Here is a 14611-nt window from a genome sequence, read left to right on the forward strand (position 1 = left end):
CCTCAATGGCTTTCGCTATCACGATAACTGGTTACGCAACTTCCTGATTGCTTCTTCCTGCAATGGCCGTGGAACGGCGAAACCTAACAAACACAAACTTGATTAGAACTAGGAGAATTTAAAGTTAATTGGGATATTCGCAGTCTTGGATGGTTAGCATACATGCTAGCTACCACATATCACGAGACAGCACAAACAATGCAACCAATCTCGGAATATGGAGATGATGAATACTTTAGAAAATATGAAGGTCGCTTGGATCTAGGGAACACCTGTAAAGGTGATGGGGCTAAGTTTCATGGACGCGGTTACGTTCAATTAACTGGACGGGCTAACTACGAAAAAATGACGGCGGTTGTGAGGAGCTTTTACCCAGAAGCCCCAGATCTTACAGAGAACCCAGAGGCTGCTAAAAACCCTAATTATGCAGCCATCATTATGTTCTACGGCATGTTTATAGGGGCATTTACAGGACAGGCTCTCAAACATCATATTGGCAATCCAGAACAAGGACAGAAAGTCGATTTCTACAACGCCAGGAGAATTATTAACGGAACAGATAAAGCTGAACTCATTGAGGAATACGCTAGCAAATTCAATTTCGCCCTAGAAAAGGCAGGAGCAAAAACAGAAGTTCTCTGTTAAAGACCATTTGACTTTCAGATCAAGTTCAATCCTTAGGGATTGAACTTGACTCCATGTTTGAGATGGTCAAGATATTGTATCAGTGATAATAAATATGACTAATTCTAGAATTCCATTTTTAATCGTTATCATTACAGTTCATTAAAAAATAAATACTAGCTGAATTACCCAGTTTTTTCCGTCTTGTACGAGTTCGATCGAAGGTAAAATCACGGGAATAAAGTTGTTGATTGGGGCGTAGCGATCGCACCATCATAGGCTCTGAGACTAACGATGTTTTATATTCAACCATAGCCTACACCCTTTCTTTTTGAATTACTTGAAACTCAATCTGGGTCAGCCTTTCTTCTTACTTTCAACACCTTGTGTCAGTCAATCAGGGGGTTGTTAGTCAACCAAGCTTTCTAGATCAAGCACCAATCACTCTCGTCTGAGCTTTAAACTCTGGCTGAGACTTAGGAATCACCCGAATCTCGACATCACTTCCCAGCTCATTCAGGAATCTAAACAGTCGTTCTGTTGAAAAAGCAGAAAGTCTACCATCAAGAAGCGCAGAAAAATTAGACGAATCAATCCCAAGCAGCTTTACAGCCTCAGTTTGAGTTAGTTTCTTAGCCTCAATTAAATGACTGATTTGTCGAACTAATTCTGCTTTCATCAACAATTCATCAGAATTAGCCAGTCCCAAATCTGCGAACACATTCCCACTACTAGATTGAATCTTAATTTCCTCACTCATCATTATCCTCCTTTGGGCGATTCTTGTAATATTGCTCGTAATGCTCTTTCGCTCGTTTTAGGCGTACCTCAATCAGTGCAAGATCTTGCTTAGGCGTTTCAATCCCACGCTTAGACTTTTTCTGAAACACATGTAGGACGTAGACAACTTCCTCAAATCTCACTGTATACACAGCCCGATAGGTATCTCCATCAAAGTCTTGCACAATTTCCAGAACCGCAGCCCCCTTAAAGCCCTTTAGCGGCTTAGCATGAGGATGTTTCTCTCCACATTGTGCTCGATACAGTGCATATCCAACAGCTTGTTGAACAAGCTCAGGCAACTTTTGCAAGTCGTCAAGTGCACTGGCAATCCATTCAACAGGTTTCAGAGACGAATTCATAGTCTCGATCATGCCAATCCTGGCATCATTCTGTCAAGCTAGATCATTCTCACCCCGCACAAGGCGAGCTTTAAGATTTCAAGTTTATCTGCCATTCCATAACTTTGTCATTCACCCACACCGTTACTAGGCTAAATGCGACAGTAGAACTAAAAAATAAAAATCAGTTTAATTGACCAGTTTTTTCCGTCTCGTACGAGTTCGATCGATCGTAAGAATTCACGAAAATAAAACCGCCGCTCTGATTCTGATAAATCCAACCAAAACTGCGGAATCGACACCGTTTGCGCGATCGCGGGTAAATTGACCGGGGGCAACTGGGATAGACGACTTTGCAACGCAGACATTTCCGTGCGTAACTTGTATTCCCGCAATTGCGCCGTTTCCGCATCCAACACCCCACTGACAATCAAATCCGGCAACTGTTCAATAATCTTCTGCTTCCCTACGATCGCCGCATTCATTCCCCGTTGTATCTGATCTAAATCCGGCAATTTCAACTCCGCCACCGCACGGGGCAAGTCTTCACAAATTCGTTCGATCGCCTGTTGCAGAATTTTTTCATAGGCGATCGCCTTACATTTCGGTTGTAACGGACAAGCCGTAGGTCGCAGGTAGAGATACTCCTTCGCATCCTTCACATTTTTCCGCGTCACCTTCGGCGGCACCACCCGCGTCACCGTCATCGGCGACTGGCACCCCTGGCACTGCACCAACCCCGCCAACGATCGTGGTGCACTGGCCGTCCGACTAGGCAACCGTCGATTGCGTCGCAGCAGGCGATCGATCTGAGCCGCCTCCTCCCGCGACATAATGGCCTCGTGGGTATCCGCCACCACCTCCCCACCCTTAAATTCCAAATCCCCACGATAAACCGGATTGGTCAACCAGCGCTGTCCTGTGGACGGCGAAATCTTTTTGCCATACTTCTTGGCAATGTGGCGCACCGCCCCCCGTAGAGACCCAAAGAGTAAAAATTGCTCAAAAAACTCTTTCACCACTGGAGCCGTCGTGCGATCGACCACATAGCGATTGCGGCTACGGCGATACCCATAGGGCGATCGGCCAGGGGGCGGAATGGCCTTAATCCGGTTCCGGGCATGGCCTTGCTGGATTCGTTGACTCCGTTGATTCCGTTGCAGTGCTTGAATGAGTTTTAAAACATCCGATCGAATGTGACCATCAGCAATCACATCAGAATTATTATCCGAGCTATCTCTAGCAGCATCGATCGGATCGATCGTCACCACCCGAATCGATAACTGCTTTAATTCCGCCAAGCGATCGCCAATCGTCTGAACTGAATCCCCTAATTCCTCTAAGCGTCGTAACAGTAAATAATCTGCGGGTTGTGTTTGACAATCACGGATTAATTGTTGCAATTGCGATCGAGGATTTCCCTCCACAGCAAAATCCTGATAGACCCGATCGACCTCCCAACCCCACAACGCCGGATCAGGACTGGACTCCAACAAAGGATGACTATAGAGATACGCCAAAATCCGCATCGATCGCCGCCTTTTGCAACCTTTTCACCCAACACACAAGTTCCTATTTTCCAGCTCCACTTTCTCCAATCAAATTTGCAAGCATTCAGTCTTAATTCTGAACTTCACCTAACTCAATCACATGGCCATCAGGATCTTGAACAAATAGTGCAGGCCGCCCCGATGAACTCATTTGATAGACATACCCCGCACGATCGAGAGTAACTTTAATCGCTTCTAAATCTATCACCGCAAAGGCCAAATGTGGATTGCGGCCCCATTTCTCAGCTAAGGGTGTCGATCGACCCGGAATTTGCGGCACTGACCCCTCAGCCCTCGCTTGCATTAAATGAATTTGAATTCCCGCAATCTCATACCAAACGCCGGGAAATTTCAAATTGCGCTCCACCTTGGGCAATCCCAACACCGTGCCATAAAAGTGTTCCGATCTTGTTAAATCTTGCACCACGATCGCGGCATGCAAAAACTGTGTGATTTTCAGCATAGTTGCTCACCAATGCCAACCTCTTCCCATCATCACGCATCCTGGATGGTTCAATCCAGCCCGCACATAACAATCAATGACTCCAGCCCTTAAGAACTTATTAAAAATCACCGAACTTAGCGATTTTTTCGCTAGGGTAGAACTAAAGATACCTCCTAACTGCGTCTCCCGCCCCGATCGAATTGCCGCTTCTTTTCAAAGCCAGCCGCAATTTGACGGGGTTTTAGTTTGATGGCGTTTGAGTTTTTTATGGACAGCCTCTGCTATTAAAGCAATTGACCCGTCAATCCTCTAGCAAACCCCAACCAAAAACTATCACACTCCAACAAAAAACCTGAAGCAATGCGCTCCAGGCTAGTTAGATCACGTAGGATTTTATTTAATTTCAACCCAAGGCTTTCAAAATTGGCGCTGAAACAACAGGCACAATCTTACATCAAGCCCAATTGAGCCAAGATACCCCGGCCAGTCAACAGCTCAGTGGCAAACCCGATCGCCAGACCCAGCATCGCTAAACGACCATTCCAAGTCTCAGCAAAGTCGGTGAAACCCATTTTTGATTCTTGTTTCTGCATGTCCCAAATCCTCCAGTCGTGGATTGAGTTTGTACGCTTATATTAACATTTGTAACAGAGATTGACAACAAATCGTTTTTGGCAGTCTGCATGGAGCCATGACAATGGATGCCCCTGTATTTTCTCAATACTTCTGGTCTAACGCGCCATCAAACCTACCTCCTATAGAGCCTGTTTGAAATCTATGGTGATAACCTTGACTTCCCAAGGCTTTTAGCATGATTTGAGGATATACCTTGAAATGTGCTCCCAGAAGGGATTCCGGCAACAATCTCAAATGGGTTCTATAAATGGTTTAGTATCACGAAATTGGTAGCGTCACGGTGAATTCGGTTCCCTGTTCCCATTGGCTTTGAAATTCCAACTTCCCTCGGTGCTGTTCCACGATTTGGTAGGCGATCGGTAACCCCATCCCAGTTCCGTGCCCCACAGGTTTTGTCGTAAAAAAGGGATTAAAAATGCGGGGGTAGAGTTCCGGCGGAATCCCAGGCCCATTGTCCGCAATACGAATTTGGATGATTTCTTCCAGCCGAACCGTCTGGAGTCGCATCATCGGATTCCGATTCGGTGGTGTTTCTAGCCAGTAACGATCGATCGCTTCGATCGCGTTGAGAATCAAAATCATGAATACCTGATTAATCTGTCCCGGATCACAAGTCACGACAGGCAAAGCAGGATCATACAGCTGCTGCACTTGAATCACCGGACGCTGGGCCGTTTCTGCCAAGCGCGACCCCAGGAGCATCACAATATTGTCCAATGCCTGATTGAGTTGGGTCGGCTTCTCGCCCACTTCATCTAACCGGGCAAAACTCCGCAAGGCAGACACAATGTTGCGAATCCGCTGCGATCCCGTTTGAATCGAATTGAGTAGTTTAGGAAAATCCTGCAACAGAAAATCAATATCTAAGGCATCAGCTTCTGCAAGCGCTGGAATAGATTCTGGGTAATACGATCGATAGATTTTGACAACGGAAATCAAATCCTGAATATAGTCTTCGGCGTAAACCAAATTGCTGTAGATAAAACTGATGGGATTATTCAGTTCATGGGAGATTCCCGCCACCAACTGCCCTAGGCTAGACATCTTTTCCTGCTGAATCATTTTGATCTGGGTTTGTTGCAGATGACGGAGGGTCGTTTCTAGTTGTTGCGTTTTTTGCCGCAGTTGAATTTCCGATCGCCGGAGCGCCATTTCTGCTTGCTTGTGTTCAAGAAATTGACCAAACTGCTGCACAATCGTGACGATCGTCTGCATCAGATTGGCCTCCAATTCGACCAGCGACTGCGCATAAAACACCACCACACCTAAGGCTTGATAACCTCGGAAAATGGGGAAGCCCACAGCACTTTGAATGCCCATCTGTCGGGCTAACTCCCCCCGTTGCAGCGTTAACAATTGCGTTACATCCGCAACCCAAATGGGCTCCCCGCGCTCCAGCACCCCTCCCGGAAACCCCTCCCCCCTGGGTAGACACAAAGCCTGAGCTTGGGCTAGAAACGCGACTTCCCGTTCCGACGATTGTTGCCAAGTATCTACGCAGTGGATCTGATGATCATCCGCATTCACCATCCAAAGTTCACCCAAAGGCCAGTCCAAACAGTCCGAGATTGCGCTGAGTAGAGCCTGATTGGCCTGCTGTTGCGTGGGATTGGTCGCCAGCATTTGGGCCATTTGATGCTGAAGTGCTAACCGTTGATCAAGCCGTTTGCGATCGTCAATATCCCGCACGATACCTTCATAAAATAGCAACTGCCCCGCTTCATCCCGCACTGCCCGAATATCCTCTGAAATCCAGATCCGGCGGCCATTCTTGCAGTAGACTTGTGATTCAAACTCCGTCACAGTGTCATGGACACTCATGTAAGCCATTAACTCTTTGCGACGATCGGCCTGCACATAGAGCTGATCTTGAATACTAGTCACCGTTTCCAGTAACTCCTCCGGCGAGTCATAGCCATACAACCTGGCCATGGCCAAATTCACCCGCAGGTAGCAGCCCTCCAACGAAGACTGAAACATCCCATCTACAGATTGTTCAAACAGGGCGCGATAGGTGTTTTCTTCTTCCTGAGACTGTTGTAATGCTTGGTGACAATGTCGAGTTTCGGCAGTTAGCCTTCGAATCCGATTGCTGACTTTCAGGTGGTAGGCAATCCGGGCAAGGACTTCTTCCTGCTGAATGGGCTGGGCAAGATAATCCACCGCGCCACTCTCAAACGCCCTTAGCTTTTCCGAGAGATTGTGGGGCTCACCCATCACGATCACAGGAATGTCGCGGCCATTGTCCAGATCCCTCAAGCGTTTGCAGAGCTGATCCCCTCGCCCCTCCAGCAGGGTCATATCCGAAAGAATCAAGCAGGGCTGTTGGGTTTGGACGATCGTGATCACCTGGGCCAGACTCTGGCTGGTAATGTCAACGCTATATTCTTTCCGGACTAAGGCTTGCGCCAAAGAGCGAACGGAGTCTGGGTCAGCCGTCACCACTAAGATTCGCCCCTGGTTCAGAGCGGATTGAAATTTGTAGCCTAAGAGCCAAAAAATTTGCGTTTCTAAGGTTTGAAGATCCAGAGCATAGTCCCCTGGACGATCTGCAAGGGCTTGGTGGGAAAGGGTCAAGCGCTCTAACTCTTGGATCGTTTGGTTAATTTCCTCTGGCTCTAGGTAGAGACTTTCCAAAACTTGGTTCAAATCCCCTAGGGGATCAGCCTCCAGCGCTGCTCCGTGACGCACGATCGATCGCAGCCGATTCAAATTTTGGCGTAACAGTTTCCGTAGATAGTAAGCCGTGGTGGGAGACAGCTGCGCCATAGAGAAGAGACTTTACCAAGATAGAATCACAAGATAGCACCAATGGAAATTACATCTACGAATGTTGCCGTATGACACCATTCTAGCCTTTGGTGATCCAGAGAGATCCGCTTTGGAAATAAGACTCAGAGAGTGACCTGCAATATTTCTTGAATCATCGTAGCTTGATTCATCTTCTAGATGGATGCAGAGATAGAGGGGAAATGATTTAACCATTGTTATGGCCTTGACAATCGGCTTACGGATTCCCAATTTTTGCCGTTTCCCCAGGCTAGACTCTTCTTTCAGGACAGTTCCCCGCATTGAGAAATCAACCTAAATTAGCTCAGCGAAGCTTTTAGAAGCATCATCTATCGTTCGGTAGAAGGCTAACTTAGAAATTCCAACGATTAAGTGATCCGTAAAATTTTGCAAGAAAATTCTATGAAGATCGTGCTAAATCCGTATTATCCAGTAATCTTGAAAAATAGACAGGTAACTATATCCATCAATCAAGGGAGGATAGTCATTATTTAGCGATCGCAATTGAACGATCGAAGCCAGTTGAGGCTTGCAATTTTATAGTGAGTTTCACTGTGCTGAGTTCAACTTTAAGAAGATCACTTTGACTGAACTGGACATAGGGCCATCCCTTACCCAGATAGCTAACCAGATAGCTAAGGTTTTGATTGGTGTCATTCTACTCAGTCAATTGCATTGATCAATTTCATTTGACAATGGCATTTGGCAATTCCATTTGACAATAGCACTGCTTAAGTTCATGACCTCTAGTTCATCGGCTTAAGGTTGCTGATCGTGAATAATCAGCACGGGTTCCACAAAATGTCCCAACAAAATTCCCCCATTAGATCACAGCGTTAAACAGATCACAGCGTTAAACTGTCCCCCATTAGACTCTTAGAGCCCTTGAAGGAGCCATTGAATCTATATCCAGTCATTGATTAATCATTTGCTAGTCATTGCATCGAGTTAGCCATTATGATTCATTCTAGAAAAATTGATTACAAAAGTTGAAAATCTTGTTGCTAAATAGACGGATTAATCAACTTTAAGTCCTATTCAATTTTGCTTAACTTTGGGTGTATCACTTTAGACCATTTAAATCAGGGCGTTTATACCATTTTATTTGGGTGATCTTCGATGAATTTTCCAACCCATGCGTTGGGTAAAGGGTGTTTGTATTGTTTGGGAAGTTTGATCAGCCTATTGGGCGGAACTGTGGGATTTCCCAGCCAAGCGGCGGATGTTCCCATTACCGTTAACAACACTGCTACGGCCAACTTTCGCACAACCCTGAATAACCCCACACCAGTGGGTGTCACTTCCAACCCAACTCAAGTTCCTGCGATCGTTTCCATTGTTAATCGTCCCGCTTTAGAAATTATCAAAGCTGGCGATCGGGTGGCGGCAGAACCCGGCGATACCGTAATTTATCGCTTGTTAATCCGCAATACGGGCTCAGCAAATGCGAATAACATTACAATCACCGATACATTACCCCAAGGTTTGCAATTTTTACCCAATACCGTTCGGGCAGGCATCAGTAATACTAACGGCCCCCTCACGCCATTGGAGAATGTCACTACAACCGTTAACGGTCGCGTAGTCACCTTTCGCTATCCTGGAACGCTCGTTCCTCAGCAACAAACACTATCGCTGGTCTATGGTGCCTTGGTCACCCCCGATGCCATTCGGGGCAATGGTCGCAACCTCGCCGTCTCGGAAGGCAGCGATTTCTTGGGTCGCTACGTCAGCAACACCGCCAGCCACCAACTGCAAATTCGGCGTGGCATTTTATCGGACTGCGGGACGATCGTCGGTCGGGTCTTTGTGGATAAAAACTTTGACGGTCAGCAACAACCGGGAGAACCGGGTGTCCCCAATGCCGTCCTGTTCATGGAAGACGGCAACCGCGTCACCACCGATAGCAACGGCCTCTTCTCGCTCAGCCAAGTCCTGGCAGGCACCCACGTCGGCACCCTGGATTTAACCAGTTTGCCCGGTTATACGATCGCCCCCAATCTTTACCGCATTGAAAACAACAGCACTTCCCGGATGGTCAACCTGTCCCCCGGTGGCCTTGCGCGGATGAATTTTGCGGTCACACCCACCTTTGGGGAGGGACGTTAATGAAGGGATCTACCGTTTTGATCAGCCTCCTAGGCATATTCGCACTTAGCCTTGCTAGCAAACCCGCCGTCGGTCAACCCCCAGCGGACGATCGGCCCCTCGCCCCTGGTTCAGAAACCACGACGACCTTGCCTTTATCCTTAGAGGCAGCGCGGGCAACCTGGGGGAGTTCTAACCCAGCCGATCTGCTGGCATCCCCCGTAGGCAGCGACAATCCAGCACCACCAGCCCTAGCAGAACAGTCCCTGCCATTCGGACAACAGCCTCCAACCAACCCGTCCACCTTCCAGTCCACCTTCCAGTCCACAATTGGAGAAACGCTGGCCCAAAGCTCTCCACTGGATGCTCCCCCAACCACACCATCGGATCCCAGCAGCTCACCGATCGCACCGATCAGCGCCACCGTCCTGCCCCCCAGCCAGATCGAACTGAAACCCAGCAGTGATTCACGGATTCCCGCCGATGGCCGATCGCGGGTTAGCTTAACGGGCCGCATTCTGGACGCTAATGGCAATCCCATCAGCCAAGATGCCCTCGTGACGCTGACCACCACCGCCGGGAAGTTCATCGGAGCTGACTACGATACCGATCTAGCCGGGTTCCAGGTCATGGCCCACAATGGCGAGTTCACCGTCGATTTGCAGGCCAACCTCATCCCCCAGAAGGTACGGATCCGCGCAGGGCTAGACCGGGTGATCCAACCCCAGCAAAACGCAAAAATCCCAGCAGCAAAATTTTCCCTACCGCCGTCCACACCTGTGGAAGTCTACACGGCGGTGGAGTTCATCACTAACCTGCGGCCTGCCCTCGTCTCTGGAACCCTCAACCTGCACATCGGTGCAGCGGGAACCAACTACTACGGCAGCTTCCGCGATTTTCTGCGGGATGATCTGACTGGAACTAGCGTGGAAGCCAATGCGGCGATCTTCGCGATCGGAACAGTGGGCGATTGGCTTTTCACCGGAGCCTACAACAGTCAGCGCAACTTAAACGAAACCTGTTCAGGAACAACCAGCTTATTCCGAGCCGATCAGTTTTGCGATCAGGTCTATCCCGTCTATGGTGATAGCTCTACGGTCGATTTCCTCACGCCATCGATCGACAGTGTGTTCCTCAAGTTTGAACGCACCTCTCCAGTGCCGGACGCGGGTTCAGACTACTTCATGTGGGGGGACTACAAAACCGAAGAGTTTTCTCGCCCCTCCCAACTGTTCACCGCCACCCAACGATCGCTGCACGGCTTCAAGGGTAACTACAACCTGGGTGATCTGCAAGCCACACTGATGTATGGCAATAACTTGCAGGGCTTCCAGCGGGATACGATCGCCCCGAACGGCACCAGTGGCTATTATTTCCTATCCCGTCGTTTAGTTTTAGCGGGTAGTGAAAACATTTTCATTGAAACCGAGGAATTAAATCGTCCCGGCACTGTTGTTAAACGGCTGAATTTATCCCGCAATCGCGATTACGAAATTGATTACGATCGCGGTGCCTTAATCTTCCGCAAACCCGTTTTACAAACGGAGGCGGATCTATTTGGCCAAACATTGGTACGGCGGATTGTCGTGACCTATCAGTACGACGGCGGCGACAATGACACCAAGCTCTACGCAGGTCGTTTGCAATATAATCTGGCACGGGGCTTGGGGCAGGAAAGCTGGTTAGCAACCTCCTACCTGCGGGAAGATCTGGGCGGACAGGACTTTGAACTCTATGGAGCCGATGCCCAAATTGCCTTCAGCAAACACAGTCGTATCATTGCCGAGTTTGCCCGATCGAACAATAACTCCCCCTTTGGCTATGTCAGCGGCAGCGCCTACCGGGTAGAAGCGATCGCGCAGTTTTCGCCGGATGTCGCCGCCCGCGCCTACTACAAATCCGTAGACGAAGGCTTTGCCAACAATGCCACCTTTAGCTTTGCACCGGGACAAACCCGCTACGGAGCAGAATTTGCCGCCAAAGTTAGCGACTCAACCCAGTTCCAAGCACGGGTCGATCGGGAAATTAACTATGGCATTGCCACCCAGGTGCGCACGACCTTCGAGTCACTGTTTGAACCCGGAGTACAAGCGCCCCCCGGTAGCCCGGTGGATAATTCCCTGACAACGATTAGTGCAGGCGTGGCCCAAAAATTTGGCACCGCGTCCCTCAGTCTCGATTGGGTCAATCGCACCCGCGAGGATCGCATCGCCAATCGCCTGACGGAGGATAGTAATCAACTGGTTTCCCGGTTTACTTACCCCATCACCGACACGTTGCTGTTTCGAGTTCAGAACGAACTGAGCCTCGGTGGACAGCGCGATCCCCTCTATCCCGATCGCACCACCGTGGGCCTCGATTGGAAAGCCTTCCCCGGCGTGACCATGCGGGTAGCCCAGCAATTCCTCTCCGGCGGAGACTTTGCCCGTAACTCCCTGACCACCTTTGAAACCTTGGTCGATCAGAAGATCAGCGAAGATACCACCCTGACCGGACGTTATTCCGTGCTGAATGGTATCAACGGCTGGTCAAGCCAAGGGGCGATCGGCTTGCAGCACCAGTTCAAGCTGTCACCGGGATTGCGGATGAATCTGGCCTATGAGCGGATCTTTGGCGACATCTTCACCTACACGGGCACCGGGCAACAGTACACCCAACCCTACGCCGTCGGTCAGAACGCCGCCGCCCTCGGACTCACCTCCGGGGATAGCTACAGCATCGGCTTTGAATATACCGACAACCCGGATTTCAAGGCCAGCGCCCGCTTCGAGAAGCGCAACTCCACCGAAGGCAACAATATGGTGATTTCCGCCGCTGCCGTCGGCAAGGTTTCCCCGACCCTCACCGTACTGGGTCGCTTCCAGCAGGCCAACTATGCCAACCAAACGATTTCTGGCCTGGGGGATACGAAAAATCTCAAATTGGGACTGGCCTATCGCGATCCCAACGACGATCGCTTTAATGCCCTGCTGCGCTACGAATATCGCGAAAATCCGGACATTAGCCCCAGCACCTTACTCTTTGGGGTGGGATCAGGCTCGAAGGTGCATTTGGGAGCCGTGGAGTTGATCTACGCCCCCAGTTACCGTTGGGAGTTCTACAGCAAATTCGCCCTGCGATCGACCACGTCCTACCTAGCACGGGATCTCGTCGGCAAAAATACCACCACGCTGACGCAATTCCGGGCAGGCTACAAACTGGGCTACAACTGGGATCTGGTCGGCGAGGTGCGCTGGATTCACCAAACCCAAACCAGTAGTGATGAGTTGGGCTTCCTTCTGGAAGCGGGGTACTACATCACGCCCAATCTGCGGGTGGCCGCAGGCTATAGCTTTGGACGCACCGACGACATTGATTTTGATGGTTCACGATCGCGGGGTGGCCCCTACGTTGCGCTGTCTGTCAAATTGAACGAGCTATTCGGCTTCGGTCGCCAACGCATTGCGCCGAAACAACAGCAGGAATCGGTGGTGACCCAACAGCCCAACTCGCCCTTGAGCGTCTCGGAAGCGTCCTTTAGTCCCTCGATCGTGCCATTCTCCCAACCGCTTTCCCAAGCAGCCCCGGAGCAATCCACAGACCTATCTTCTCAATCGACTCAAACCAAACCCAAAGCTTTAGTTCTCAAGCACTTTAATGGGTTGACTCGCATGGAAAAACTGCTGGCGGAGGGTGCACGATGAAAATTCAATTTTTCGGGATTATCAGTTTATTGGGATTCTTCGGTCAGCTTGCACAAACGGGCCTTCAGCCCCCGGCAGCTATGGCCAATCCGATCGACGCAGCGGTCTTAACGGTCAATAGCGCAGACGACACGATCGCCCCCGATGGGCAACTCACCCTGCGGGAGGCCATCAGCTTTGCCAACGGCGATCTTGCCCCGGAGAAACTCAGCCCAGCGGAACAGCAACTTATTCGGCTACCCGCTAGCCCCTCCGGCCAACCGCCGCTGGTCACGATCGGCTTTCAGCTTCCGCCGGGACAAACCGTAATCACATTACAGCAAGCTCTGCCGGAGATTAAGCGTTCCCTGACGATCGACGGGACAACCCAAGCGGGCTACGCAGGCGATCGGGCCGTTCTGGCCCAAAATGCCAACCTGCGCCAACCGATCGTGGAAATTACCCCAGCCGCCGGAGTCGAAATTTTGCGCGGCCTGACGATCACCAGCGATAACGTGACAATTCGTGGCCTGAGTCTCTACGGCTTCACCTCCAGCCATGGGGAAACTGCCAGCACACCGCCAGCGGATATTTTCATCGCTCACCTAGCCCCGCCCCCGGACACGAGCAACCAGCAGCCCCCCGCCAGCAACGCACCCTTTTACGATCGGGATATTCCACCGAAAAATATCTTGATTGAAAACAACTGGCTCGGGATTCGTCCGGATCAATCCATGCCCGATCGGACCTCGGCCTTTGGCGTATCTGTCTTCAACAGCATCGGGACAACGATTCGTAATAACTGGATTGCCAATCATGATGGCAGTGCCATTATTACTGGAGTCAAGGCAGAAAATACATTAATTACCCAAAACGTGATTACTGGCAATGGCATCGCTGGAATGCCCGACGCTATCCGTTTAGAAGGCAAAGTCGATCGTACCGACATTACAGGTAACCACATTTGTGGCAACGATGGCAGCGGTATTTATTTATTCAAGCCCGACGGATCAATTAACATTTACGAAAATTCGATTATTTATAATGGTCGTCGCCTACGTCGTGCTGCGGTTTACCTGATGGGCAAGGGTCATCGGATTACCAAAAATACAATCCAGCATCAAACCGCTGCGGGCGTTGTCGTCGCCGCAGCACCGCCCAGCATGGGAAATCGAATCGAACACAATCAGTTCAGTGATCTGGAAGGATTGAGTATCGATCTCAATACCCAGAACAACACCGATGTCTCCGATTACCAACGGGGCGATGGCTTAAATCCCGATCGCAACAGTCCCAACCGTCGCCGCGATACGGGCAATGGAGCGATTAATGCCCCGCAATTTGATCAACGACAAATTCCCCTGCAAGGCGATGGGGTAATCCTGTCCGGCACAGCGGATGAGGGTTCCACGATCGAACTCTATCGGGTCAACGACAAACCCACCAACGCAGGTGCATTGGGAGAATCGCTGTTAACCATTACCGAAATCAAAAACGGTAAATTCTACGCCACGGTGAAAAGTGGTTTGAAAAACGGCGATCGCATTAGCGCGATCGCCCACCATCCCCAGTACGGCACCTCGGAACCAGCAATTAACGCGACGATCGGCCAAGCCATCCCCGATAATCCCACTCCGGCGACCCCACCCGTTTGCGTTTCACCCCCAGCCCCACCCACGCCACCCCCTGTACAAC

General features: G+C 50.1%; 11 protein-coding genes. 4 read left to right on the forward strand and 7 right to left on the reverse strand.

Annotation, left to right across the window (positions count from 1 at the left end):
- Nucleotides 1-162 precede the first annotated feature (162 nt).
- Entirely contained in the window at nucleotides 163-645 is a 483-nt protein-coding gene (locus ACN4EG_RS24925; RefSeq protein ID WP_431632994.1) for a hypothetical protein, read from the forward strand.
- Nucleotides 646-763: 118 nt separating this feature from the next.
- Here the strand turns inward: ACN4EG_RS24925 and ACN4EG_RS24930 are convergent, their stop codons facing one another.
- The 7 genes from ACN4EG_RS24930 to ACN4EG_RS24960 form a co-directional block, all read right to left on the reverse strand.
- The gene (locus tag ACN4EG_RS24930; RefSeq protein WP_431632995.1) at nucleotides 764-937 is read right to left on the reverse strand and encodes a hypothetical protein; all 174 of its coding nucleotides are present in this window, start codon (nucleotides 935-937) and stop codon (nucleotides 764-766) included.
- Between the two features lie 117 nt (nucleotides 938-1054).
- On the reverse strand, nucleotides 1055-1384 hold the full coding sequence (locus ACN4EG_RS24935) for a helix-turn-helix domain-containing protein (protein WP_431632996.1): 330 nt from the start codon (nucleotides 1382-1384) through the stop codon (nucleotides 1055-1057).
- The gene (locus tag ACN4EG_RS24940; RefSeq protein WP_431632997.1) at nucleotides 1377-1766 is read right to left on the reverse strand and encodes a type II toxin-antitoxin system RelE/ParE family toxin; all 390 of its coding nucleotides are present in this window, start codon (nucleotides 1764-1766) and stop codon (nucleotides 1377-1379) included. Before ACN4EG_RS24940 ends, ACN4EG_RS24935 begins: the two co-directional genes overlap by 8 nt.
- A gap of 149 nt (nucleotides 1767-1915) precedes the next feature.
- Entirely contained in the window at nucleotides 1916-3274 is a 1359-nt protein-coding gene (locus ACN4EG_RS24945; RefSeq protein ID WP_431632998.1) for a recombinase family protein, read from the reverse strand.
- A gap of 91 nt (nucleotides 3275-3365) precedes the next feature.
- The gene (locus ACN4EG_RS24950) at nucleotides 3366-3758 is read right to left on the reverse strand and encodes a VOC family protein (protein ID WP_431632999.1); all 393 of its coding nucleotides are present in this window, start codon (nucleotides 3756-3758) and stop codon (nucleotides 3366-3368) included.
- A 431-nt stretch (nucleotides 3759-4189) separates the two neighbouring features.
- Nucleotides 4190-4333, reverse strand: coding sequence for a high light inducible protein (locus ACN4EG_RS24955; protein ID WP_190570244.1), 144 nt, complete (start codon nucleotides 4331-4333; stop codon nucleotides 4190-4192).
- A 301-nt stretch (nucleotides 4334-4634) separates the two neighbouring features.
- Entirely contained in the window at nucleotides 4635-7145 is a 2511-nt protein-coding gene (locus tag ACN4EG_RS24960; RefSeq protein WP_431633000.1) for an ATP-binding protein, read from the reverse strand.
- Between the two features lie 1140 nt (nucleotides 7146-8285).
- Here ACN4EG_RS24960 and ACN4EG_RS24965 point away from each other — a divergent pair.
- The 3 genes from ACN4EG_RS24965 to ACN4EG_RS24975 form a co-directional block, all read left to right on the forward strand.
- Nucleotides 8286-9275, forward strand: coding sequence for a DUF11 domain-containing protein (locus tag ACN4EG_RS24965; protein ID WP_431633001.1), 990 nt, complete (start codon nucleotides 8286-8288; stop codon nucleotides 9273-9275).
- The gene (locus ACN4EG_RS24970; protein WP_431633002.1) at nucleotides 9275-12937 is read left to right on the forward strand and encodes a hypothetical protein; all 3663 of its coding nucleotides are present in this window, start codon (nucleotides 9275-9277) and stop codon (nucleotides 12935-12937) included. Before ACN4EG_RS24965 ends, ACN4EG_RS24970 begins: the two co-directional genes overlap by 1 nt.
- Nucleotides 12934-14611 (forward strand): right-handed parallel beta-helix repeat-containing protein (locus tag ACN4EG_RS24975; protein ID WP_431633003.1); only part of this gene is annotated, 1678 nt, incomplete at its 3' end. The genes ACN4EG_RS24970 and ACN4EG_RS24975, both read left to right, overlap by 4 nt.

Source organism: Alkalinema pantanalense CENA528 (assembly GCF_050753345.1).
Lineage (GTDB): Bacteria > Cyanobacteriota > Cyanobacteriia > Leptolyngbyales > Leptolyngbyaceae > Alkalinema > Alkalinema pantanalense.

Coding starts and splice junctions, on each gene's coding strand:
- ACN4EG_RS24950 (WP_431632999.1), bottom strand. CDS start 3,758: ATGCTGAAAATCACACAGTTTTTGCATGCCGCGATCGTGGTGCAAGAT.
- ACN4EG_RS24935 (WP_431632996.1), bottom strand. CDS start 1,384: ATGAGTGAGGAAATTAAGATTCAATCTAGTAGTGGGAATGTGTTCGCA.
- ACN4EG_RS24970 (WP_431633002.1), top strand. CDS start 9,275: ATGAAGGGATCTACCGTTTTGATCAGCCTCCTAGGCATATTCGCACTT.
- ACN4EG_RS24945 (WP_431632998.1), bottom strand. CDS start 3,274: ATGCGGATTTTGGCGTATCTCTATAGTCATCCTTTGTTGGAGTCCAGT.
- ACN4EG_RS24955 (WP_190570244.1), bottom strand. CDS start 4,333: ATGCAGAAACAAGAATCAAAAATGGGTTTCACCGACTTTGCTGAGACT.
- ACN4EG_RS24925 (WP_431632994.1), top strand. CDS start 163: ATGCTAGCTACCACATATCACGAGACAGCACAAACAATGCAACCAATC.
- ACN4EG_RS24965 (WP_431633001.1), top strand. CDS start 8,286: ATGAATTTTCCAACCCATGCGTTGGGTAAAGGGTGTTTGTATTGTTTG.
- ACN4EG_RS24940 (WP_431632997.1), bottom strand. CDS start 1,766: ATGAATTCGTCTCTGAAACCTGTTGAATGGATTGCCAGTGCACTTGAC.
- ACN4EG_RS24930 (WP_431632995.1), bottom strand. CDS start 937: ATGGTTGAATATAAAACATCGTTAGTCTCAGAGCCTATGATGGTGCGA.
- ACN4EG_RS24960 (WP_431633000.1), bottom strand. CDS start 7,145: ATGGCGCAGCTGTCTCCCACCACGGCTTACTATCTACGGAAACTGTTA.